At 72.8% G+C, this 23,556-nt stretch carries 21 protein-coding genes; 17 read left to right on the top strand and 4 right to left on the bottom strand.

Annotated elements, in window-relative coordinates; translation table 11 throughout:
- Positions 1-83: 83 nt before the first annotated feature.
- Complete coding sequence (locus ACH4LD_RS19350) at positions 84-617, top strand: PadR family transcriptional regulator (RefSeq protein WP_132788320.1); 534 nt, start codon at positions 84-86, stop codon at positions 615-617.
- Here the strand turns inward: ACH4LD_RS19350 and ACH4LD_RS19345 are convergent.
- Complete coding sequence (locus tag ACH4LD_RS19345) at positions 594-1,499, bottom strand: oxygenase MpaB family protein (RefSeq protein WP_398056431.1); 906 nt, start codon at positions 1,497-1,499, stop codon at positions 594-596. The genes ACH4LD_RS19350 and ACH4LD_RS19345 overlap by 24 nt on opposite strands.
- A 96-nt stretch (positions 1,500-1,595) precedes the next feature.
- Here ACH4LD_RS19345 and ACH4LD_RS19340 point away from each other — a divergent pair, with 96 nt between their 5' ends.
- Entirely contained in the window at positions 1,596-1,892 is a 297-nt protein-coding gene (locus tag ACH4LD_RS19340; RefSeq protein WP_398056350.1) for a hypothetical protein, read from the top strand.
- A gap of 143 nt (positions 1,893-2,035) precedes the next feature.
- A complete protein-coding gene (locus ACH4LD_RS19335; protein WP_398056351.1) occupies positions 2,036-2,875 on the top strand; it encodes a hypothetical protein in 840 nt (279 codons plus the stop codon).
- 166 nt (positions 2,876-3,041) lie between these two features.
- On the opposite strand, the gene ACH4LD_RS19330 is transcribed toward ACH4LD_RS19335, so the two are convergent.
- A complete protein-coding gene (locus ACH4LD_RS19330) occupies positions 3,042-3,224 on the bottom strand; it encodes a hypothetical protein (RefSeq protein WP_014671229.1) in 183 nt (60 codons plus the stop codon).
- A gap of 470 nt (positions 3,225-3,694) precedes the next feature.
- Here ACH4LD_RS19330 and ACH4LD_RS19325 point away from each other — a divergent pair, with 470 nt between their 5' ends.
- The 3 genes from ACH4LD_RS19325 to ACH4LD_RS19315 all read left to right on the top strand — a co-directional run bounded on the left by ACH4LD_RS19325 (position 3,695) and on the right by ACH4LD_RS19315 (position 9,311).
- Entirely contained in the window at positions 3,695-6,562 is a 2,868-nt protein-coding gene (locus ACH4LD_RS19325; RefSeq protein WP_398056352.1) for an SNF2-related protein, read from the top strand.
- The gene (locus ACH4LD_RS19320) at positions 6,559-7,842 is read left to right on the top strand and encodes an SWF or SNF family helicase (protein WP_398056353.1); all 1,284 of its coding nucleotides are present in this window, start codon (positions 6,559-6,561) and stop codon (positions 7,840-7,842) included. Before ACH4LD_RS19325 ends, ACH4LD_RS19320 begins: the two co-directional genes overlap by 4 nt.
- Positions 7,843-7,970: 128 nt before the next feature.
- The gene (locus ACH4LD_RS19315) at positions 7,971-9,311 is read left to right on the top strand and encodes an esterase-like activity of phytase family protein (RefSeq protein ID WP_398056354.1); all 1,341 of its coding nucleotides are present in this window, start codon (positions 7,971-7,973) and stop codon (positions 9,309-9,311) included.
- Between the two features lie 61 nt (positions 9,312-9,372).
- Here the strand turns inward: ACH4LD_RS19315 and xylA are convergent, their stop codons facing one another.
- Entirely contained in the window at positions 9,373-10,539 is a 1,167-nt protein-coding gene (gene xylA / locus ACH4LD_RS19310; protein ID WP_103815706.1) for a xylose isomerase, read from the bottom strand.
- Positions 10,540-10,697: 158 nt separating this feature from the next.
- Between xylA and xylB the strand changes: the two genes are divergently transcribed.
- From xylB to ACH4LD_RS19270, 8 genes are all read left to right on the top strand, one after another.
- Positions 10,698-12,143 (top strand): xylulokinase, encoded by a 1,446-nt coding sequence (gene xylB, locus ACH4LD_RS19305; RefSeq protein WP_398056355.1) that lies wholly within the window; start codon positions 10,698-10,700, stop codon positions 12,141-12,143.
- 52 nt (positions 12,144-12,195) lie between these two features.
- Complete coding sequence (locus ACH4LD_RS19300; protein ID WP_398056356.1) at positions 12,196-13,404, top strand: ROK family protein; 1,209 nt, start codon at positions 12,196-12,198, stop codon at positions 13,402-13,404.
- Between the two features lie 43 nt (positions 13,405-13,447).
- Positions 13,448-13,945 (top strand): NUDIX hydrolase, encoded by a 498-nt coding sequence (locus ACH4LD_RS19295; RefSeq protein WP_398056357.1) that lies wholly within the window; start codon positions 13,448-13,450, stop codon positions 13,943-13,945.
- A gap of 378 nt (positions 13,946-14,323) precedes the next feature.
- Positions 14,324-15,808 carry an APC family permease gene (locus tag ACH4LD_RS19290; protein ID WP_398056358.1) on the top strand — a complete coding sequence of 495 codons (1,485 nt, stop codon included), beginning with the start codon at positions 14,324-14,326 and terminating at the stop codon, positions 15,806-15,808.
- 80 nt (positions 15,809-15,888) lie between these two features.
- Complete coding sequence (locus tag ACH4LD_RS19285; RefSeq protein WP_398056359.1) at positions 15,889-16,902, top strand: acetamidase/formamidase family protein; 1,014 nt, start codon at positions 15,889-15,891, stop codon at positions 16,900-16,902.
- A 109-nt stretch (positions 16,903-17,011) separates the two neighbouring features.
- Positions 17,012-17,611 (top strand): N-acetylmuramoyl-L-alanine amidase, encoded by a 600-nt coding sequence (locus ACH4LD_RS19280; protein WP_207928515.1) that lies wholly within the window; start codon positions 17,012-17,014, stop codon positions 17,609-17,611.
- A 187-nt stretch (positions 17,612-17,798) separates the two neighbouring features.
- Entirely contained in the window at positions 17,799-19,106 is a 1,308-nt protein-coding gene (locus tag ACH4LD_RS19275) for a GAF domain-containing protein (RefSeq protein WP_398056360.1), read from the top strand.
- 56 nt (positions 19,107-19,162) lie between these two features.
- Positions 19,163-20,686: an aldehyde dehydrogenase family protein gene (locus ACH4LD_RS19270; RefSeq protein WP_398056361.1), complete on the top strand. Its 1,524-nt coding sequence runs from the start codon at positions 19,163-19,165 to the stop codon at positions 20,684-20,686.
- Between the two features lie 283 nt (positions 20,687-20,969).
- On the opposite strand, the gene ACH4LD_RS19265 is transcribed toward ACH4LD_RS19270, so the two are convergent.
- Positions 20,970-21,713: a class I SAM-dependent DNA methyltransferase gene (locus ACH4LD_RS19265; RefSeq protein ID WP_398056362.1), complete on the bottom strand. Its 744-nt coding sequence runs from the start codon at positions 21,711-21,713 to the stop codon at positions 20,970-20,972.
- A gap of 38 nt (positions 21,714-21,751) precedes the next feature.
- Between ACH4LD_RS19265 and ACH4LD_RS19260 the strand changes: the two genes are divergently transcribed.
- From ACH4LD_RS19260 to ACH4LD_RS19250, 3 genes are all read left to right on the top strand, one after another.
- Positions 21,752-21,931 carry an RHS repeat domain-containing protein gene (locus ACH4LD_RS19260; RefSeq protein WP_398106181.1) on the top strand — a complete coding sequence of 60 codons (180 nt, stop codon included), beginning with the start codon at positions 21,752-21,754 and terminating at the stop codon, positions 21,929-21,931.
- A 43-nt stretch (positions 21,932-21,974) separates the two neighbouring features.
- A complete protein-coding gene (locus ACH4LD_RS19255) occupies positions 21,975-22,520 on the top strand; it encodes an SMI1/KNR4 family protein (protein ID WP_398056363.1) in 546 nt (181 codons plus the stop codon).
- Between the two features lie 149 nt (positions 22,521-22,669).
- On the top strand, positions 22,670-23,473 hold the full coding sequence (locus ACH4LD_RS19250; RefSeq protein WP_398056364.1) for an MBL fold metallo-hydrolase: 804 nt from the start codon (positions 22,670-22,672) through the stop codon (positions 23,471-23,473).
- Positions 23,474-23,556: the final 83 nt, after the last annotated feature.

Raw genomic sequence — 23,556 nt, 5'->3', positions numbered from 1 at the left:
GACACCGGACAATACCTCGGCATCGATGTATTCCGTCAAGGTGGTATCGGCTCAGCGATGTATTCCTGCGGGAGAATGCGGCCATGCTCGAACTCGCCATCCTCGGATTCCTGTACGGCGCCCCCCTGCACGGGTACGTCCTGCGCCGCCACATCGCGGCGCTCACCGGTCATGTGCGGCCCGTCGCCGAGAGCACGCTGTACCCGGCGATCAAACGCCTGGAGAAGGCCGGTCTGCTGGTGCGGGCCACCGAGCCCGGCGCCGTGGCCGCGCCGCGCCATGTGCTCAGACTGACCGAGGAGGGCGGGCGCGAGTTGAAGCGCCGGCTCGCCGAGCCGGCCCAGCGTGAGATCACCGACGAGAACCACTGGTTCACGCTGCTCGCGTTCCTGCGGCACCTGGAGGACCCCGCCGCGCAGGCGGCCGTGCTGCGCCGCCGGCTGGCCTTCCTGGAGGAGCCGGCGAGCTTCTTCTACGACGGTGACCGGCCGCTGCGCGCCGAGGAGCTGGACGACCCGTTCCGGCGCGGGGTTCTCACCATCGCGCGCGCCACGAGCCGGGCCGAACTGGCCTGGCTGCGTGACACCCTGGCGTCACTCGACGGGCCCGGCCGCTGAGCTGCCCTGGTGCCGTACCGGGCAACCGCGCAGACCGGGGACCGGCCGCGTGCCCAGGTCGGCGACGCGATAGCCGTTCGGGTAGCCCTTGACCTCCCAGTTCTGGCGCGCGAAGTGCGGGCCGCGGCGCGGCGGCAGCAGCCGGACCAGCCGGCCGCGCGTCCGTACGGCGCGGCGCACCAGCGCGGAGGTGACGGCGCCGGGTCGCGGGTAGCGGAACGCGCGCAGCAGGGGCTCGTCGAGCAGCGCGAGGGTGGCCGTGCGCAGCAGCGGTGCCAGGGGACGCGGATACCAGGACGTCATCAGGTCGAGGGTGGCGTCGGAGACCCGGCGTGCCTCCTCGTCCCAGCCGAAGTGGGCCTCTTCGTAGGAGTCGAGAAGGGCCGCGAACTCCTCGTAGGTCCGGGGGATGTCCGGGATGCCCATGTGCCGGCCGAGGGTGCGGTAGTACTCGGTGGTGGCGACGATCTCGTGCCGGGACAGCCGCCGCCAGCCGTAGGCGTCGATCCAGCGCCGGGGCATCACCACGAAGGTGCTCAGCACGTACCGCATGTCGTCGTCGCTGATGTCGTAGCTGCGGTGCATCTGGTTGATGCGGCGGATCGCGCTGCGTCCCTCCTCCGCCGCGAAGCCGTGTTCCACGATGGTGTCCAGCAGCAGCACGGTGTCGTCGTACCGCTTCTGCGTGCGCTCGGTCAGCTCCGCCGTCCGCGCGAGCAGCCGCCCGATGCCGGGCACCGCGTAGGTGCGGTACAGAGCGAGTTCGAGAGCGCGGGCGTAGTCCCAGGGGAACTCGTACGCGACGCTGATCCGGTAGATCTCCAGCGCGTCCGCCACCGGATCCAACCGGCGGATCTCCGCGAGCCGCTCGAACCGCTTCACCCCGTCGACCCCCTTCTGCCGCCGAATCTCCAACTCTACGTTGTGAAGCAGCAGATGGGCGATCGTACTGACCGCGTTCAGGGAAGGGTGGTCCGCGTGTTCGACAGGATCCGCAGATACGCCGGCCGGCTCGGCACCACCACGCAGGGGCGGCCGGAAGATGGCCGGGAGAGGCGCGCACACAACTTGTTCGAAGCGGCGGCCGTCTACATCGCGGCCCGCGCGGAGGACGACCAGGACCGGATCGAGGAAGCGGCGGCGTGGGTGTCCCCGGAGGCCCTGTCCTTCGGGGTGAGCGAGCTGGCCTGCCGGGCGGTCGTCGCGCTGGCCCGGGAACGCGACGAGACCCCCGCCGCGGTGGCCCGCGACCTCCTCGGGCTGCCCGCGGCCTGAACGGAACTTCCTTCTCCACATGTGGCCGTTTCGCCCCTGTCCAGGCGGAAACCTGCAGCTCCGCGTGGTGCGCGGAGTCGTGACAAGCGGCTTCCGCTCGCACTAGGGTGCGCGCCGATGGACGAACCACTGGGGAGGCAGGGATGGCCGGGACGGACGATGAGCCCGTCGCCGCCGCGGACGATGCGCTGTACGTGCTGACGGCGGTACTGCTCACGCCGGCACAGTTTCCGAGCGTGCTGGGCGACGACTACCCGGAGGCGTGTGCGGCGCTGGACCTCGCGCCGCGCGCCGACGGGTACGGCCTGGTGCTGGGCCAGGACGGGCACGGTGCTCGCTGGACGGTCGTGATCGACGACGTCTCGCTGGTCGCCGTGGCGATCGCCTCCTGGGACTGCGGCATGGAGTACGAGCTGTCGCCGGACGAGCGCGCGGTCGTGACCGCCCTGCCGGGATGGCCCCTGGCCGTCGCCGTCGCGGCACCCGGCGTGCCCGCTCCCCACGACCCGCCCGCCGAGGAGGCCGGACGGCCGGCGCTGTGCCCGCCGGACACCGGCTCCTGGGGGCCCGCGCAGCGCCGGCTGGGTGCCGACGAGATAGCGCTGCAGTGGGCCGCCTGGCGGGAGCAGATCAACGACGCCGACTTCCCCGTGCCCGGTGAGCAGGCGCGGGCCGTGGAGCCCCCGCAGGACGGCGAGGGCGCCAGGGCAGGCGGCCACACCGGTGTCCGCCGGGTGCTCGCGGAAGCGCGCGCCTACGTCGACTCCCCGCCGCCACTCGGCCGCGTGCGCTCGTCGTTCGCTCCCGGCGAGGCCCGTACGCTGCGTGCCGACGGCCCGGGCTGGTCGATCGTGGCCCGCACCGACGACATCGCGTTCGTCCTGCTCGACGAGGAGCCCGGCGAGGTACTGCCGGTGGGGCGGGGACCCGAGCTGCCCGGTCTGCTGGAGGCGCTCGACAAGATGGCCGTACGACCCCTGTGAGCCGGGGCGGCCGGACGAGATCTCCCGGCCGCACCCCGGGCAGCCGGACGAGATCTCCCGGTCGCACCCCGGGCAGCCGCACCGCGCCTGGGTGACGCGGCTCCCCATTGCCCGGCCGGCCCGTCCGGGCAGCCCGGCGCGTGGCGCCTCGCCGTGCGCCGGTGCCTCAGCGGCCGAGCTCCTTGCGGGCGACCCTGCGCAGCCTGCGCCGCTGTGAGGGATCCAGGGCGAGATAGGCGGCCGCCGGAACACCCACGACGATCAGGAACGCCACCCACCAGGGCAGCCATATGAGCAGGATCAGCCCGACCGCCACGCCCCCTGCGGCGATCTTCGCGTTCATGGACATGAGCGTCGCCTCCTTCGCGGCCACTGCCGCTCTCTGATCTGAGAACGGCCCCCCGCTCCCCGCGGTTCCACACCCCGACCCTGAGACATCCCTGAGCCGCACCCCCTAGTGGCCCTGGACGGGGGCCGGAGGCTGTTGGCGGTGTTCATGATGCCGGGTGGTTGGCGGGCACCGTGAGGCTGTTGCGCCGGCGTGGAGGGGTCAGGATGTCGCGCGGGCGGGACGTCGTGAAGCTGTTACTTCAGACGCGGCACGGTGAGCCCTGGAAGACCGGCCGGCCGTCGCGGACGACGCGACCGACCTGGCACAGTCCGCGGGGGCCGAACACGAGAGGTGACGAACACACGGGACCCTCGAACACCTTGTGGAGTGACCCACGTCACGGCATCGGCGGGACGAGAACACCCTCAACGTCCTGTACCCTCGGCGACTCCGGTCAAGTAGTCAAATTTGAGGAGTGCGGCAGAGCTGTGCAGACCATCCCCACGGCATCACCCTCCGACCTGACCGAACTGACCCAATGCCGCGTCGTGTTCCTGCCGTCCGATCCCCCGCGCGCGGGCCGGCTCGGCTTCTGGCGCCCGGACGGCGGGGCTCCGCCCGCGCACACGGAGGGCTCTCCGGCAGAGCTGGACCTCGTACTGCCCTCGGCCGACGGTGGCGTCGAACGCGTCCCGCTGCCCGTCCTCCTGCTCCCCGTCCGCGCCGCCCTTCCGGTGCTCGCACGCGCGCGTGCGCTGTCCTGCGAACACCGGGCCGCCGCGTTCTGGCGAACCGCGTACGAACTGGCCCTCGGCTTCGTGGCGCGCGGTCTGCTCCTGCCGGGCCTGTCCGCCGGTGATCACGACGCCTGGCGCGTGGGACCACTGTCCGCGCGCGATGCGGAACTGTTCCGCGAACTCGCCGCCGCCATGCCCCCGGAGGCGCACGCCGTGCCGCTCACGGCGGACGGGCCACCACTGTTGCCCGACCCGGAGCGGCTGCTGCGCGCCTTCCTGGACACGATCGCCGACGTGCTGCCGCGCTCTCCCGCCGCCCCGCTGGCGACCGGCGGCCCCGCGTACACGGCGCTGGAGCCGCGGCATCTGCCGGCGCTGCGGGCGTGGGCCGACGACATCGCCGCCGGCCATGACGCGGGGGTGCGGCTGTCGCTGCGCGTGGAGGCGTCCGGTCTCGACGACGCCGCCTGCCAGGACGGGGCTCCGGTCCGCTTCCGTGTGGTCCTCCAGGTGCACGGCCAGAGCGGACCGACGGACGTCATGGATGCCGCCGGACTGTGGACCGGTGCGGACACCGGGTCCGCCGCGTTCGCTCCACGCGCGCGTGCGGACGCGTTGCTGGCGCTGCGCCGGGCGGCCCGGGCCTGGCCGCCGCTGACGCCGTTGCTCTCCGCGGCCGTGCCGGACGCCGTGGACCTCGCCGACGACGAGATCGCCGAACTGCTGGGCGAGGGCGCGCGGGCGCTGGCCGCCGTAGGGGTGGACGTGCACTGGCCCCGGCACCTGGCCCGCGGTCTCACCGCGCACGCGGCCATCGGCCCTCCGGACGACGGCACCGCGTCGTCCGGAACCGCCGCCGTTCCGTCGTTCCTCAGCGCGGACGAGAGGGTCACGTTCAGCTGGTGGTTCGACCTGGGCGGGCGGGAGTTGTCCCGGGAGGAGCTGGACCGGCTGGCGGAGGCCAAGCGTCCCCTGGTGCGGCTGCGCGACGGCTGGGTCCTGGTCGATCCGCGGGAGGCGGAGCGGGCCCGGACCGAGCGGGACCGATCCGTCGCTCCCGTCGAGGCGCTGGCCACGGCTCTGACGGGCTCCACGGAGGTCGACGGCCGACGGGTCGACGTACGGCCCACGGGGTGGCTGGAAGGGCTGCGGGAGCGGCTGACGGCGCAGGACCCGGCCCTCACCGTCGGACAGCCGCCGGGCCTGGCCGCGACCCTGCGGGACTACCAGCGGCGCGGCCTCGACTGGCTGGCCCGTACGACATCGCTCGGACTGGGCTGCTGCCTGGCCGACGACATGGGGCTCGGCAAGACGATCACGCTGATCGCGCTGCACCTGCACCGGCAGACGGATCCGGCGGCGGCCGGCCCCACCCTCGTGGTCTGCCCGGCCTCGCTGCTGGGCAACTGGCAGCGTGAGATCGAGCGGTTCGCTCCCGGGGTGCCGGTGCGCCGGTTCCACGGCCCCGGACGCGATCTGGCGTCCTTGGCGGACGGCGAGTTCGTCCTGACCACGTACGGCACACTGCGTCTGGACGGCGTCCAGCTCGCCGGGGCTCCGTGGGGAATGGTCGTGGCCGACGAGGCGCAGCATGTGAAGAACCCTTACTCCGCGACCGCGCGGGCGCTGCGCACGGTCGGTGCACGCGCGCGTGTGGCGCTCACCGGAACTCCGGTGGAGAACAACCTCACGGAACTGTGGGCGATCCTCGACTGGACGACACCCGGCCTGCTCGGCGGCCTGGGCAGCTTCCGCGCACGCTACGCACAGCCCGTCGAGGGCGGCCGGGATCCTGCCGCCGCACAACGGCTCGCCCGGCTCGTCGGACCGTTCCTGCTGCGGCGGCGCAAATCCGATCCCGGCATCGCCCCCGAGCTTCCGCCGAAGACCGAGACGGACCACCCGGTGGCACTCACGGCTGAACAGGCGGGGCTGTACGAGGCGTTGGTGCGCGAGACCCTCGACCGCATCGCGGCCGTCGACGACATGACCCGCCGGGGCCTGATCATGCGGCTGCTGACCGGCCTGAAGCAGATCTGCAACCATCCGGCACAGTTCCTCAAGGAGGACGATCCGCGGCTCGCGGGACGTTCGGGGAAGCTGGAGCTGCTGGACGAACTGCTCGGCACCGTCCTCGCCGCGGACTCGGGCGTACTCGTGTTCACGCAGTACGTGCGCATGGCCCGGCTGCTCGAACGGCACCTGGCGGCCCGCGGGGTGTCCTCGCTGCTTCTGCACGGCGGGACGCCGGTCGCCGCCCGTGAGGACCTGGTGCGGCGCTTCCAGGCGGGCGAGGCCCCGGTGTTCCTGCTGTCCCTCAAGGCCGCCGGGACGGGCCTGAACCTCACCCGGGCCGAGCACGTCGTGCACTACGACCGCTGGTGGAATCCGGCGGTGGAGGCGCAGGCCACCGACCGGGCGTACCGCATCGGGCAGACCCGTCCGGTGCAGGTGCACCGGCTGATCGCCGAGGGGACCCTGGAGGACCGCATCGCGGAGATGCTGGGCCGCAAACGGGAGCTGGCCGACGCCGTGCTCGGCTCCGGTGAGGCCGCCCTGACGGAACTGTCGGACGAGGAACTGACCGCACTGGTGGAACTGCGCGGGGAGGCGCGATGAGCCGCTACGACGACGAGCACGGCCGTGACGCGGGGCGCACGTTCGCCGCGCTGCCGCCCCAGCGCGGGCGCGCCTTCGCCCGGAGCTGGTGGGGCCGGGCCTGGCTGCGGGCCCTTGAGGACGCCGCCCTGGAAGCCGCGGCGGTCACGGCAGGGCGCCGGCTCGCGCGCGCGGGCGGCGTGGGTGCGGTGACCGTACGGCCCGGCCGGGTCACCGCCGTCGTCCGTGACCCCGGCGGTGCGGCCCACCGGTCCGACGTCCTGCTGCCGCGGCTGTCCGACGGGGAGTGGGCACGGTTCGAGGACCTCGCCGTACGGCAGGCCGGCCACATGGCCGCGTTGCTCGACCGGGAGCTTCCGCCGCATCTGGTCGAGGACGCGGCGGTGGCGGGGATCGAGCTCCTGCCGGGCCTGGGCGATCTGGATCCCGAGTGCGACTGCGGTGCCTGGGACCACTGCGGGCACACCGTCGCCCTGTGTCACCAGGTGGCGCGGCTGCTGGACGAGGATCCGTTTCTTCTCCTGCTGATGCGTGGCCGGGACGAGGACGCCTTCCTGGCGGAGCTGCACGTCCGCGGCACCGCGGAGCCGTCCGGGGTGACGCCCCCGGCCACGGGGGTGGACGCGGCCGAGGCGTGGGCGGCCGCCGAGATCCTGCCGCCGCTGCCCGAGTTGCCAGGGCTCCCTCCGGCGCCTGGCGCGCCACCGACCTTCGCCACCGGGTCGCCGGCCGCGCCGGGGGTGGATCCCGCGGCGCTGGAGCATCTGGCCGGCCGCACCGCCGTGGAGGCGTACCGGCTGCTGGCGGCGGCGCTGCGTGGTGGGACGCGGGCCGGCTCGGCCCTGACGGCCGCTCAGGACGCCGTACGCCTGGCGTGTGGTCCGGCACCCGCGGTCGTCACCGACCGGCTGGCCACCGGGTCGGCGCGTGGACACGACGGGCTCATGACAGCCGTCCGCGCCTGGCGTACCGGTGGCGCGGTGGCGCTGGCGGTGCTCGACGAGGACCGGGACGTGGAGGGTGTGGCGCTCGCACGCGCGCGTGCGGCTCTGGAAGCGGCCTGGGAGGCGGACGAGCGGCCGGTGTTCCACAGGAGCGGCAACCGGTGGACCGTCCAGGAGGAAGGCGTCCAGCTGCGGCTCGGGGACGAGGGCCACTGGTGGCCGTATCGCGACGTGCGAGGACGCTGGGTTCCGGCGGGCGGGGCCGATCCCGACCCCGCGACGGCACTGGCCTCCGCGCGACTGGAGGGGGAAGCTCCCGCACCGGAAGGCTTTTGACAGGCAGTCACCATGGGGTGGCGCGATCCGACGAGCGGCGGACGCCGGCCGTTCACCGCGCGGTCGCGCGGCGTTCCTCCGGGGGCCCAATGGTGTCGGCAGCCCATGACCTTGCTCCAGGAGGCCCGATGTCCCCGCATGCCGCCGGCCTGCGCCGCGTCCACCGTTCCGTCGCCACGGGTCTGCCCCTGGCCCTGGCCGCCGTCCTCGTCGCGGCGGGGACGGCGGCCGCGACGCCGTCCGGGGAAGCCCGCGTGATCCGCACGGCGACCCTCAGCGACATCCCGCTCGGTGCGTTCAGCAACGCGCTGCTGCCCGGCAGCGTGGCCGACGACCACGGGATCAAGCTGGGCGGCATCGGCAGCGACATCTACCCGGCCGGCCGCGAGGGTGAGTACTGGACGGTGACCGACCGCGGTCCCAACGGTCAGATCAAGGTGGACGGCAAGAAGCGCCGCACCTTCCCGGTGCCGGGATTCGATCCCGCGATCGTGAAGATCCGGGTCTCCGGTGACACGGTCGAGGTGATCGACGCGATACCGCTGACCACCTCCTCCGGGAAGGCCGTCACCGGACTGCCCGACCAGATGAGCCGGGACGAGGCGCCGTACACCTACGACGCGCGGACGCCGCTCTCCTACGACCCGAACGGCCTCGACACCGAGGGCATCGTTCGGGCCGGTGACGGCAGTTTCTGGCTCGTGGACGAGTACGGGCCGTCCCTCGTGCACGTCTCCGCGCGCGGGAGGGTCCTCGCGCGCTACGTGCCCAAGGGGCTCGGTCTGACGGGCGCGGACTACCCGGTGGTGGAGGCGCTGCCCTCGATCCTGCTGCACCGCAAGATCAACCGCGGGTTCGAGGGGCTGGCGCAGCTTCCCGGCGGTGACCTGGTGATGGCCCTGCAGAGCCCGCTGTCGCTGCCGGACGCAAGCGCCGGGGACGCCTCGCGCACCACCCGCCTGCTGCGCTTCTCACCCCGCGAGAAGGCCGTCACGGCCGAGTACGCCTACCGCTTCGACCCGGTGAACGTGGTGGACCCGGGCGAGGACGACACCTCCGAGCTGAAGATCTCCTCAGTGGTCGCGGTCGGCGGTGACCGGCTGCTGGTCGAGGAACGCACGGACAAGGCCGCCCGGCTGCAGCTGGTCAGCCTCGGGCGCACGTCGGACATCCTCGGCGGTCCCTGGGACGACGACACCACGGCCCCGTCGCTGGAGCAGTTGGACGATCCCGCGGCGCAGGGCGTGCCGGTGCTGGCCAAGCGCCTGGTGGTCGACCTGGGCAAGGTCGCGGGGGTGCCCGGGAAGATCGAGGGCATCGCGCGCGTGGATCACGACACGCTCGCGCTCATCAACGACAACGACTTCGGGATGACCGACGGGACCGGTGCGTTCGACGCCCAGGGCCGCCTGGTCGACAGCGGGATCAGGACGACCGTGACGTACGTCCGGCTGCCCAAGGGCCGCTGACGCCGGCCGCGCGGCCGGGGGCCGGGGCGAGCCGCTGTCGCTCGCCCCGGCCCTCCTGCGTTCAGCCCCGCGCTCCCAGCAGGTGGTCCATCGCCAGCTGGTCGAGGCGTTCGAACGCCATGCCGCGCGCGGCGGCCGCCTCCACGTCGAAGTCCTCGAAGGACGCGCGGTCGGCGAGCAGTGCCTGCAGGCCGTCGGCCGCGGTCGGCTGGGCCAGCTCGTCCAGACGCGAGGCGCGCAGGGCCTCCTGCACCTCCGGGTCGGCGCGGAAGGCGGCCGCGCGCTCCTTCAGGATGAGGTAGTTGCGCATGCAGCCCGCCGCCGAGGCCCACACGCCGTCGAGGTCCTCGGTCCGCGGCGGCTTGAAGTCGAAGTGGCGGGGTCCTTCGTAACCGGCGCTCTCCAGGAGGTCGACCAGCCAGAAGGCGGACCGCAGGTCGCCCGCACCGAACCGCAGGTCCTGGTCGTACTTGATGCCGGACTGGCCGTTGAGGTCGATGTGGAAGAGCTTCCCGGCCCACAGGGCCTGCGCGATGCCGTGCGGGAAGTTCAGGCCGGCCATCTGCTCGTGGCCGACCTCGGGGTTGACGCCGTAGAGCTCGGGGCGCTCCAGGCGCTCGATGAAGGCCAGCGCGTGCCCGACGGTGGGCAGCAGGATGTCGCCGCGGGGCTCGTTCGGCTTGGGCTCGATGGCGAAGCGGAGGTCGTAGCCCTGCGAGGTGACGTACTCGCCGAGGAGGTCGAAGGCCTCCTTCATGCGGTCCAGGGCGGACCGCACGTCCTTGGCGGCGCCGGACTCGGCGCCCTCGCGGCCGCCCCAGGCGACGTACGTCTTCGCGCCCAGCTCGACCGCCAGGTCGATGTTGCGGATCGTCTTGCGAAGGGCGTAGCGGCGCACGTCGCGGTCGTTGGCGGTGAACGCGCCGTCCTTGAAGACGGGGTGCGTGAAGAGGTTCGTGGTGGCCATCGGGACGGTCATGCCGGTGGCGTCCAGTGCCTGGCGGAACCGCTTGACGTGGGACTCGCGCTCGGTGTCCGACGAACCGAAGGGGATCAGGTCGTCGTCGTGGAAGGTCACTCCGTAGGCGCCGAGCTCCGCCAGGCGCTGCACCGTCTCGACCGGGTCGAGGGCGCGGCGGGTGGCGTCGCCGAACGGGTCCCTTCCCTGCCAGCCGACGGTCCAGAGTCCGAACGTGAACCTGTCCTCGGGGGTGGGCTGGTAGCTCATGCCGCGGCTCCTTGCTGCGTTGCGACTATTTCGTCATGGCGGTTTACAAATTAGTATGCCGACGCACCTCTGGGAAGAGACAAGATGTCTTCGACAGCAAGGTGTCTTCGAAACCACACACCGCACGTCCCGCGGAGCCGCGGAAGAGGGAGAGCCCGATGTCAGCAGCCGAGGGTCCGCTCGTCGTCGGAGTGGACACGTCCACCCAGTCCACGAAGGCACTGGTCGTCGACGCGGCCACCGGTCAGGTGGTGGCGAGCGGCCAGGCACCGCACACGGTGTCGTCCGGCGCCGGCCGGGAGAGCGATCCGCGCCAGTGGTGGGACGCCCTGTGCGAGGCGCTGCGCCAGTGCGGTGACGCCGCGCACGAGGCGGCGGCGGTGTCCATCGGCGGCCAGCAGCACGGCCTGGTCACCCTGGACGAACGCGGCGAGCCGGTGCGTCCGGCGCTGCTGTGGAACGACGTCCGCTCGGCGCCGCAGGCCGGCCGCCTGGTGGAGGAGCTGGGCGGACCGAAGGCCTGGGCGGAGCGGACCGGCAGCGTGCCCGGGGCGTCCTTCACGGTCACCAAGTGGGCGTGGCTCGCCGAGCACGAGCCGGATGCGGTCCGCGCGACCCGGGCGGTACGGCTCCCCCACGACTACCTCACCGAGCGCCTGACCGGGCAGGGCACGACCGACCGCGGTGACGCCTCCGGCACCGGCTGGTGGGCGTCCGGGACGGAGGCGTACGACGAGGAGACCCTCGCGCACGTCGGCCTGGACCCGGCCCTGCTGCCCCGGGTGGTACGGCCCGGTGAAGTGGCGGGCACCGTGCGCGACAGCCACGATCTGCCGTTCTCGAAGGGCACGCTGGTGGCCCCGGGCACCGGCGACAACGCGGCGGCGGCCCTGGGCCTGGGCCTGCGGCCCGGCACACCGGTGCTGAGCCTCGGGACGTCCGGCACGGTGTACGCCGTCTCCCGGCGCCGTCCCACCGATCCGACCGGGACGGTGGCGGGCTTCGCGGACGCGCGCGGGGACTGGCTCCCCCTGGCCTGCACCCTGAACTGCACCCTCGCGGTGGACCGTGTCGCGGCCCTGCTGGGCCTGGACCGCGAGGCGGTGGAATCCGGCGGCTCCGTGACCCTGCTGCCGTACCTGGACGGCGAGCGCACCCCGAACCTGCCGCACGCCTCAGGAGTGCTGCAAGGTCTGCGGCACGACACCACCGCCGGTCAGCTGTTGCAGGCCGCGTACGACGGCGCGGTGCACGCGCTGCTCGGGGCGCTCGACCTGGTCCTCGACGAGGACGCGGACCGTGACACCCCGCTGCTCCTGATCGGCGGCGGGGCTCGCGGGACGGCCTGGCAGCAGACCGTGCGCCGGCTCTCGGGGCGGCCGGTCCAGGTCCCGGAGGCCAGGGAACTGGTCGCCCTGGGTGCGGCGGCACAGGCGGCCGGACTGCTGACCGGCGAGGATCCCGCGGCGGTCGCCCGCCGCTGGAACACGGCCGCGGGCCCCGTCCTGGAGCCCGTGGAGCGGGACCGGGCGACGCTGGAGCGGATCACCGGGGTACTCTCCGACGCGGCCCCGCTGCTGGAGCGGGGGACGGACACCGAGTGACCGGAGCCGCCCGCGACCAGCCGGGCGGCAGACACCAAGGATTGACGGAGGCATGACCGCACCGCTGCACGAGGCGCGCCCACCGGGCGCCGGGCGCGCCCTGCCGGACACCCAGCAGGGCATGCGCCGGCGCAACCTCGCCCGGGTGCTGCACGCCGTGAGCGCCGAGGGCTCGCTGTCCCGGGCGGCGGTGGCCTCCCGGATCGGACTGACGCGGGCCGCGGTGTCGACCCTGGTGGACGAGCTGATCCGCTGGGGTCTGCTGGAGGAACTGGGCCCCGAGCGGCCGGGGCGGGTGGGCCGGCCCGGGTCGGCGCTCGCGGTGAGCGGCCGGGGTCCCGCGGGGATCGGGGCCGAGATCGGCGTCGACCACCTCGCGGTGTGCGCGGTCGACCTGCGCGGCGAGGTCCGCGCGCGGGCGGTGAGGCGCGGCGCCAACCGGGGCCGGGCGCCGGGACCGGTCATCGAGGAGCTGACGGCCTTGATCCAACAGGTCGTCACGGAGGCGGAAGGCGCGGAACTCTGGCCCGCCGGGCTCGCGGTCGCCGTGCCCGGCCTGGTGTCCAAGGACGGGCGGACGGTCGTACGGGCCCCGAACCTCGACTGGCACGACATCGACCTGGGCGCCCTGCTGCCCGCACACGGGCCGCTGACCGTGGACAACGAGGCCAACTTCGGCGCGCTGGCCGAGCTGTGGCTCGGTGCCGGTACGCCGGGCGACTTCCTGCACGTGTCGGCCGAGATCGGTATCGGCGCGGCGGTCGTCGTGGACGGCCGGCTGCTGCGCGGCACCCGGGGCTTCGCGGGCGAGCTGGGCCACGTGCCCGTACGGCCGGACGGTCCCGCCTGCCCGTGCGGCAGCCGGGGGTGCCTGGAGCAGTACGCGGGCGAGGAAGCGGTCCTGCGCGCGGCCGGACTGGAACCGCGGGACGATCGGGTGGGCCTGCTCGCCGAGCGCGCCGAGGCGGGCGACGAGGGGGTGCGGGCCGCGCTGCGGGACGCCGGCACGGCCCTCGGTATCGCCCTGACCGGAGCGGTGAACCTGCTGGACCCCGAGACGGTGGTCCTGGGCGGCGCCCTCGCCGAGCTGTCGCCCTGGCTGCTGCCGTCGCTGGACACGGAGCTGACAGGCCGGACGGCCGGCCCGGCCTGCCCGGTGACGGTCTCCCCACTGGGCCCGCAAGGCCCCCTGCTGGGCGCCGCGCACTCGGTCGTCCGAGCGGTACTGGACGATCCGGCGATGGTGGCGGAACGATCCTGACACGGCTCGGCGCGTGCCGGGGTCCACGACTGCGGGAGGCCGGGTGACGGACTGGGTGCCGCGTGAGGAATGGATCAGGTCTCAGCCGCGGGCGCTGCTCGCCTCGTGCGTACTGATGCTGGACGAGCAGGGGCGCGTCCTGCTGCTGCGCTACGGTGCGGGGCGGCCCGACGCCGGGCGGTGGTGGCTGCCCGGCGGGATGCTGGACCAGGGTGAGGATCCCTGGGCGGCGGCGCGCAGGGAGATGCGCGAGGAGACCGGCACCGACATCGGCCAGGGCCCGACGCTGGTCGGTGTCGACCACCGGGCGGACGTGCTCGGGACCGGTCCGGTGCCCGACTGCTTCTTCTTCTTCCTCGGTGGCACGCTGTCCGCCGACACCCCGGTGCGGCTGAGCGCGGAGCACGATCGGCACGGGATGTTCTCGCTCGACGAACTGCACGGGTTGCCGCTGGCCGCCAGGCGGTCCACGCTGACGGCGCTGCTCGGGGCGGCGCGCGGCGGGGGCGTGGTGTATCTGCGGGAGGGTGTGGCGCTGTAGGGCGACCGGTGGTCAGCCTCCTGGGCCGCGCCTGGGACGCCGGCCGTCGGGCCGCGGCACGGAATCCGCCTCCGCGTACGGCCGTGACGGACCGGGCGCCGTGCCTTCGACACCAGCCGGGCGACTGGCTTCCAGCGCCGGCTGTGGGGTGCCGTCCGGACCCGCACACCGCCAGGGGTCACCCGATCGAGTGAGCAAGTTGTCCACAAGCCGTGACTCGTCCACGGAACCGTGGCACACCCTTCTGCCCAACCCGCCCGAGTCGTACCGTGATTCACGCGAGGCGCAGCCGACGGGTCGTCACCGACCGGGGATCGCCCGCAGGTTGAAGAGCGCACAGGCGGCGGTGGCAGCGGACTGACACGTATCGGGGGACACATGGACGGGGAGACCAAGGGGACGCTGCGGCGCGACGCCATCGGATTGCGCGAGGTCCTGTTCCAGAGCATCACGGCGATGGCGCCGGCCGCCGCGGTGGCGGCGTCGATTCCGTCGGGCGCGGCTTTCGCGGGCGGCAGCCTCCCGCTGGCGGTGCTCGTGGCCCTGGTGGCCTGTCTGTTCACCGCCTCCTGCGTGGCCGAGCTGGCGCGGGAGCTGCCCGCGGCGGGCTCCGTGGCGACGTACGCGGCAAGGGGCCTGCACCCGGCCGTCGGCTTCCTCGTCGGGTGGGCCTATGTCTTCGTGGAGATGCTGGTGCCACCCCTGCTGCTCCTCCAGCTGGGGTTCACGGCGGCGGGCACGCTGCACGCGGAGTGGCCGGCGTACCCGGCGGACCTGTGGTGGCCGTGGGCGCTGGCGGGTGCCGGGGTGATCGCCGTCTCCGGCTACCTCGGCGTCCGCGCCTCCGCCCGCTTCGGCACCGTCCTCGGCGTCTTCGAGATCCTCGTTCTCCTCGTGTTCGCCGTGCTGCTCATCGGCAAGGCGGGCAGCGCCAACACCCTGTCGGTGTTCGGTACGTCCCACACCGCCGACGGATACGCGGGAGCCGCCGGGGTGTTCGCCGGTTCCGTGTACACGGTGCTGGCCTTCGCCGGGTTCGAGGCGGCCGCGCCACTCGCCGAGGAGACCCGCGACCCGCGGCGGACCATGCACCGCGCGGTCCTCGGAGCGGCCGTGGGCATCGGCCTGTTCTACGTCCTCACGACGTACGCGATGACCGTCTACTTCGGCCCCGACCGCTTCGCGGAGTTCGGTGCCTCGGGCAGGGCTTCCTGGGAGGGCGTCGCCCGGGCCTCCTTCGGTCTCTTCTGGGTGCTGGTGTTCCTCGCGGTGGTCAACTCCACGATCGCGAACGCCAACGCGAGCGCCAACGTCTCGACCCGCACGGCCTTCGCCCTCGCCCGCGTCCGCGTCCTGCCCGGCCTGCTCGCCACGCTCCATCCCCGGCACCGCTCCCCCGTGGCCGGCATCGCCCTGCAGACCGTCGTGGCGGTCGCGGTGGTGCTGGGACTCGGCTTCGCCTACGACCCGGTGACCGCGTTCCTCCTGCTCGCCACGGTGATCGTCACGGTCGTCGTCGGCGTCTACATCGTCGTGAACCTCTCCTGCGCCGGTCATTTCCTGCGCTCCGGCCGGGCCGCCTTCGCACCGGTACGGCACCTGCTGTTCCCGGTCCTGGGCATCGCCGCGTTCGTCCCCGCCCTGCTGACGGCCGCCGGCCTCCCGGTGTTCGACTTCGTGACGGAGCTGACGGCACCGGTGTCCTATGCCGGTCCGGTCGTCGGCGCGTGGATGGCCGTGGGTGTGGTCGTGCTGCTCGTGCTCGTACGACGGCACCCCGAGCGCATAGCCGAGACCGCGCGCGTGCACCTCGACGCGTACGACCCCGGCACCGGCCGCATGGACGGATCCGTGCCGAGCTGACCGCCCCGCACGTGGCACCACAGCCACGCCGGCCCGCGTCCCCGCCCCGGGGATCGCCCTCAGAAGGGAGTCACGCCACGATGACCGACCCCCGGATCCTCACCGTGCGCCCTGAACCGGACGAGTACGCCTGGACGTTCGGCGGAGCGGCGCCCGTGGCGCGGATCACGCCCGGCACGGTCCTCGACCTCTACACGGAGGACTGCTTCGCGGGCCGGGTCCGCTCCGAGAAGGACCTGGTGTCCGAGGTCTGCCAGTTCCCCTATCTCAATCCGCAGACCGGACCCTTCCACATCGAGGGCGCCGAGCCCGGTGACACCGTGGCCGTGCACTTCGTGTCGATCGAACCGGCCCGCGACTGGGCGGCGTCCACGACGGTCCCCCTCTTCGGCGCGCTGACCTCCACGCACACGACGGCCACCCTTCAGCCACCGCTGCCGGAGCGGGTGTGGATCTGGCAGCTGGACCGGGCCCGGAGGACGGCCGTGTTCCGGGCGCGGGACAGCGACCTCCAGGTGGAGCTGCCCTTGGACCCGATGCACGGCACGGTGGGCGTGGCTCCCGCCAACCTGGAGGTGCGCTCGGCCCTGGTGCCGGACGCCCACGGCGGCAACATGGACACCCCCGAGATGCGGGCCGGCGTCACCTGCTTCCTGGGCGTCAACGTCGAGGGCGCCCTGCTCAGCCTCGGCGACGGGCATGCCCGGCAGGGCGAGGGCGAGACCTGTGGCGTGGCGGTGGAGTGCGCGATGAACACGGTGGTCGTCGTCGACCTCCTCAAGGACGTCGCCACGCCGTGGCCCCGGCTGGAGTCGGACACGCACATCATCTCGACCGGCTCGGCCCGGCCGCTGGAGGACGCGTTCCGGATATCCCAGCTCGACCTGGTGCAGTGGCTGGTGCGCGACTACGGGTTCAGTGAGCTGGACGCGTACCAATTCGCAACCCAGGCGGTCGAATCACCGTTGGCCAACGTGTGCGACACGAACTACACGTGCGTGGCCAAGCTCCGCAAGGAGTGGCTGCCCGCGCGGGAGACGTACCGCGGCGTCCACGCCCGGCTGAGGGAGACCGCGCGGGCCCTGCGCCGCTGACGTCCCCGTCGTACCCCCGACTCCCGCCGACTCACGACTCCCGACTCTCGACTCCCGAAAACCTGTCCGGCATTCCCCGAGGCATCCCGAAAGGCATCCCGCCATGGACATGGACCGAGCCAGACCCCGGCTCAGCCGGCGCCGGCTGCTCAAGGGCGCCGCACTAGCCGCCGTCCCCTACGCCCTGCTCCCGGAACCGCGGGCCGGTGCGCGGAGCGCGGCCGTCGACTATCCGCCCGCCGAGTGGCAGGCGGCCAGCAGTTCCAACTACACGGCGTCCGACCGCCCCGGCGACTACACCGTCGACCGAGTGATCATCCATGTCACGCAGGAGACGTACACCGACACGTTGGCGATCTTCAGCAACCCGCAGAAGAAGGTCTCCGCGCACTATGTGGTGCGTTCGGCGGACGGGCACGTCGCCCAGTGCGTGCACGAGGCCGACATCGCCTGGCACGCGGGCAACTGGAGCTACAACACCCGCAGCATCGGCATCGAGCACGAAGGCTGGATCGACCGGCCCGCCTACTTCACCGACGCCCTCTACGAGGAGTCGGCGAAGCTCACGGCGGCGGTCTGCGCCAAGTACGGCATCCCCCGGGACAGGGAGCACATCATCGGCCACTACCAGGTGCCCGGCACCGACCACACCGACCCGGGGCCCAACTGGGACTGGGTGCGGTACATCAGAATGGTCAACTTCGCCTAGGCGGAAGCGGAGCCGCCGTCGCACCGGTTGTCCGCGTGCACACCCGGGGCGACGATGGTCCCAGCCGCCGTGGAAGCCGCTGTGCCACCGCCGAGCCCGCCGCAGCACCGTCCGGAGCCGCCGTACCCCGTATCACCGTCCCGTACCGCACCGCATCACCACTGTTCCACTGTCCGGGGAGGCCGAGTTGACCGATCCGTGGGTTGCCCTGGAGCCGGGGGCCGACCCCGCCGAGCGCGTCCGGTTGCTGCGCCGGGCGCACGAGACGTTCACCACGGTGGGGACGGTGCCGCGCCCGGTGCGGTCGGTGGTGGCGGAGTCGTGGCGGCGCAGCGCGCGGGCCGGTGTGGGGCCGGACGGCGCCGCCAGCGTGGAGCTGACCGACGGCGATCTCGGCGCCTACCGCGCGGAGCATCCGCTGTCCCGGGTGATGCCCCTGTTCCGGGAGTTGATGGGCACCTTCGCGGCCGATGGCGAGCATCTGCTGGCGGTGTGCGACGCGCACGGCAGGCTGCTGTGGGTGGAGGGGCACGCGGCGACCCGGCGCCGCGCGGACCGGATGAACTTCGTGCCCGGTGCACGGTGGTCGGAGAGCGCGGTCGGCACCAACGCGCCGGGCACCGCGGTCGCCGTGGACCGGCCCGTGCAGGTGTTCGCCGCGGAGCACTTCATACGGCAGGTGCAGCCGTGGACCTGCGCCGCCGCTCCGGTGCACGATCCACGTACCGGGCGGGTCCTGGGGGCCGTGGACATCACCGGCGGGGACGGGCTCGCCCATCCGCACAGCCTCGGCTTCGTGCAGGCGGTGGCGCGGGCCGCCGAAGCACAGCTCGCCCTGCTCGCCCCGCCGCGTGCCGCCGAGGAGGGGCCGCTGCTGAGCACGCTCGGCCGGGACGAGGCCGAACTCGCCCTGGACGGGCGGCGGATCAGGCTCAGTCGCCGGCACAGCGAGATCCTCGTGCTGCTGTCCCGGCACCCCGAGGGCCTGAGCGGTGATGAGCTGCTGTGCGCGCTGTACGCGGACGAGTCGGTCACGCCGGTGACGCTGCGGGCCGAGCTGGCGCGCCTGCGCAGGCTGCTGGGTCCGGGGCTGCTCGCCTCGCGGCCGTACCGGTTGACGGCCGCGGTCGAGTCGGACGCCACCGTGGTCGAGCGGCGGCTGGAGACGGGTGCGCTGACCGCGGCGGCGGAGGCGTACACCGGCCCGCTGCTGCCCGGCTCCCAGGCCCCGGCGATCATCCGGCTGCGGGAGCGGCTGGCCGGCGGGCTGCGCACGGCGCTGATCGCGCACGGTGATCCTGATCTGCTGGCGGACTGGGCGCACACGCCGTGGGGTGAGGACGACCTGGAGGTGTGGCGGGCGCTCGCCGCCGTACGCCCGACGGCACCGGTCCGGGCCCGGCTCGCGGCGCTGGAGGCCGAACTGGCGGCGCCGGCCGACCGGGCAGGGGCCCGGACCCGCGGCGCAACGTACTTGCAACGTCCGCGTGCCTAGCCTCCCGCCGAGAGCTGCCCAACGGCGGGCAGCGCTGCACCGGGAGGCAACCCAGGATGACTCGTTACGCGGCGCCGGGCACCGAAGGCGCGATCGTCTCCTACCAGGCGCGCTACGACCACTACATCGGCGGCGCCTATGTGCCGCCGACGCGCGGGCAGTACTTCGAGAACCCGTCACCGGTCAACGGTCAGCCGTTCACGGAGATCGCGCGCGGTACCGCGGAGGACGTCGAGCGGGCGCTGGACGCGGCGCACGAGGCGGCGCCCGGGTGGGGTCGTACGCCGGTCGCGGAGCGCTCCGACATCCTGTTGAAGATCGCCGACCGTATGGAGGCCCATCTGGAGCCGCTGGCGGTGGCCGAAAGCTGGGAGAACGGCAAGCCGGTCCGGGAGACGCTGGCCGCCGACATCCCCCTCGCGATCGACCACTTCCGCTACTTCGCCGGGGCGATCCGGGCGCAGGAGGGTTCGCTGGGCGAGCTGGACGACGACACGGTGGCGTACCACTTCCACGAGCCGCTCGGTGTCGTCGCGCAGATCATCCCGTGGAACTTCCCGATCCTGATGGCGGCCTGGAAGCTGGCGCCGGCGCTCGCCGCGGGCAACGCGGTCGTCCTCAAGCCGGCCGAGCAGACGCCGGCCTCCATCCACTACTGGCTGAGCCTGGTCGCGGACCTGCTGCCGCCGGGTGTGCTGAACATCGTCAACGGCTTCGGTGTGGAGGCGGGCAAGCCGCTGGCGTCGAGCCCGCGGGTGGCGAAGGTCGCGTTCACCGGGGAGACCACGACCGGGCGGCTGATCATGCAGTACGCCTCGGAGAACATCAAGCCGGTCACCCTGGAACTCGGCGGGAAGTCGCCGAACATCTTCTTCGACGACGTGTGGGCGCACGACGACGACTTCCGCGACAAGGCGCTCGAAGGCTTCACGATGTTCGCGCTCAACCAGGGCGAGGTCTGCACGTGCCCGTCCCGGGCGCTGGTCCAGCGCGGTCACTACGCCGAGTTCCTGGAGGCGGCCGTCGAACGCACCCGGCGCATCAAGCCGGGCCACCCGCTGGACACCGACACCATGATCGGCGCGCAGGCCTCCAACGACCAGCTGGAGAAGATCCTCTCCTACCTGGACATCGGCCGCCAGGAGGGCGCGAAGATCCTCACGGGCGGTGAACGCGTCGAGTACGAGGGCGAGTTGAAGGGCGGGTACTACGTCCAGCCGACCATCTTCGAGGGTGACAACCGCATGCGGATCTTCCAGGAGGAGATCTTCGGCCCGGTCGTCTCGGTGGCCTCCTTCGACGACTTCGACGACGCGATCAAAATCGCCAACGACACGCTGTACGGCCTGGGCGCCGGCGTGTGGACCCGGGACATCAACACCGCCTACCGCGCGGGCCGCGCGATCCAGGCCGGCCGTGTGTGGACCAACTGCTACCACGCCTACCCCGCGCACGCGGCGTTCGGCGGCTACAAGCAGTCGGGGATCGGCCGTGAGACGCACAAGATGATGCTGGAGCACTACCAGCAGACGAAGAACCTCCTGGTGTCGTACTCACCGAAGAAGCTCGGCTTCTTCTAGGCGCAACGACAGGGCGCCTGACCGGGGAAGACGCCCGTCAGGCGCCCATGTCGGACACCCTGGGCCCCGAGCCGTGTGCCTGGCCCGGAGACCTGGCGCATGGGACTAGCCCGGAGACCTGGCGTAGAAGGCCGTACGGCCCTCACGGCACAAGGCGGCAGCCCCTCGGCGCAGGACGTCGGCATCCACCACAGCGTCGTGTGCCGGGGCGGGCGGCAACGCTCCCGGCGGCGGCGTCGGCAACGAGTCCCCATCGAGGAGGTCGGACGGGACGCCGACCGGCTCAGCCCGCGACCTTCTCCCACACGGACACGTGCTGCCGGCTCTCGCTGGTGAACGGCTCCCGCGTCCACCCGTCCCACCGCTCCCGCAGCCGCATCCCGGCCAGCCGGGCCATGAGGTCCAGTTCGGCGGGCCAGACGTAGCGGAACGGAACGGCCAGGTGTCTGCCGCGGCCGTCCCGGACGGAGACGTGGTGCGAGCTGACGGACTGGCTGGCCACGTCGTACAGGTCGAACCCGAGCCGCCCCTCGCCCACCCGGAACGGCACGGCGTTCTGCCCGGGCGGCAGCCGGCGCAGGTCGGGCACGCCGACCTCGATGACGAAACAGCCGCCGGGCTCCAGATGGCCGGCGGCGTTGCGGAAGCAGTCCACCTGGGCGTCCTGCGAGGTCAGATTCATGATCGTGTTGTAGACGAGGTAGGCGACCGAGAATGTTCCCTCGACCTCGGTGGTCGCGAAGTCCCCGATCGTGACACCGATCCCGTCCCCGCCGGGCTTGGCCCGCAGCCGCTCGACCATCGCCCGGGACATGTCGACGCCGTGCACCTCGACACCACGCGCCGCGAGCGGCAGGGCGATCCGTCCGGTGCCGACCCCGAACTCCAGCGCCCGCCCACCGTTCCCGGCCAGCTCCGCCAGCAGATCCACGGCAGACTCCACGACCCGCGGATCGAACATCTCCGCCGACGACTCGTCGTACGTCTCGGCGACGGACTCCCCGAAGTAACCGTCTTCATCGAGCATGCGTCGACGGTACGGCGGTCGTCCGGCCGAAGCTCGGCATTTTCCGGCGCGGCCGGCACCGGCTCCGTTACGACCGCCTGCTCTCCCGCACCGACCCGCCGGGTCGTACCACCCGCCGGACGTGGGACGACGCGGGCGACCTGGTCTCGGTCACGGGTCCCGACGGCACGGGCGAGCGAGGGCGGCGGCAGTACTGGCCTCAGCCCTCACTATCGTGAACATCCCCACAGGCACGCGACGCCCCCAGGAGACAGCCACCTCATGCATCCCGCTGTGACCAGGCTCGTGGAGATCGTTCCGCCGTGCAGTCCCCGGCGGCCCCGTGACTGGAACGCTGTCGAACGTGCGCTCGGCACGCCGTTGCCGGAGGACTACAAGGAACTGGTCGAGGTCTACGGGGGCGGCGTCTTCGACGAGACGGTATGGCTGTTCGACCCGGAGTGCCCCGATGAGCACTACAACCTCGTGGCCCAGTTCGCGGAGCGGGAGAAGGTGCTCGGTCTGCTGTGGCAGAGGGAGCCGAAGCCGGCGGAACTCCACCGGCCGGGTACGCGGGTCCTGCCCTGGGCCTGCATCGAGGGCAGCGGAGCGATGCTCTACTGGCTCGCCGGACCGGGGCAGAGCCCGGACGAGTGGACCGTGATGTTCAACGAGGGGCGCGGTCCAGAGTGGGAACACCACGCCACTGAGTGCGCCTCCTTCCTCCTGGCCGTCCTGACCGGAGAGTCCGAGAGCTTCTACTTCCCCGACCTGCCCGCCGACAGCCATCAGTTCGACTCCAACGACGAGATCTCGCCCTCCCCCTGACCGTGGCGGAGTGAGACCCGCCGTGACCAGTGCGGCATGCATGCCCGCGACGCACGGACGCGTCTCCCCAGGCACTTCACCGGCCACCGGGACACCATTGGCCTCATGGGTATGAACCGGACGATCAAGCCGACTCCGTGGAGGCCGCGATGAGCACAGGGCTGTCCCGGCGGGAATGCGCGGCCACCGTGCTGGGCGGCCCGACGGTCGTCATCGACATCGGTGGCCTGCGGATCGTCAGCGATCCGACCTTCGACGAGGCGGGCCCTCAGGGGTACCTCACCAAGACCGCCGGACCTGCCGCCGACGAGGACGCGGTGGGACCGGTCGACCTCGTCCTGGTCAGCCATGAAGCCCACCCCGACAACCTCGACGGGCGGGGCCGCGCGTTCGCGAAGGCCGCCCCGCTGGTGCTCACGGGGCCGCTCGCGGCGGAGCGGCTCGGCTCACCCGCCGTCGGCCTCGCCCCCTGGACCGGGCACTCCCTGCCCCGACCGGACGGCGGCGGTGATCTGACCGTGCTGGCCGTTCCCGCCGTCCACGGTCCCGAGGACGGCGAACGCGACGCGGACGGCAACGTCAACTGCGAGGTCATCGGGTTCGTGCTGTCCGGGCAGGGGCTTCCCACCGTGTACGTCAGCGGTGACAACGCCTCGATCCGCACGGTCGCGGAGATCTCCCGCCGGGTGCCCGGCATCGACGCGGCCGTCCTGCACGCGGGAGCGGCACGCGTGCCGGCGAAGTTCGACGGGCGGCCCCTGTCCCTGGACAGCCGCCGGGCCGCCGCCGCTGCCGCCGTCCTGGGTGCGGAGATCGTCGTTCCGGCCCACTACGACGGCTGGGCCCACTTCTCCGAGGGGCTGCCCGAGATCGAGCTGGCCTTCCACGAGGCCGGCCTGTCCTGCCTGCTGCGGGTCGCACCCCACGGCACGTGGGTACCGCTGACCCGCTGACCCCCTCACGACAGCACCCCCACCGGACTGGTCCTTCGGCCTCGGCCGCGCTCAGTACGTCGAGGGCGATCTGGCCGTGTCCG

This window comes from Streptomyces sp. NPDC017676, from assembly GCF_044329325.1.
GTDB lineage: Bacteria > Actinomycetota > Actinomycetes > Streptomycetales > Streptomycetaceae > Streptomyces.
The sequence above is the reverse complement of the archived record's forward strand: the minus strand, read 5'-3'. Positions and strand labels throughout refer to the sequence as shown.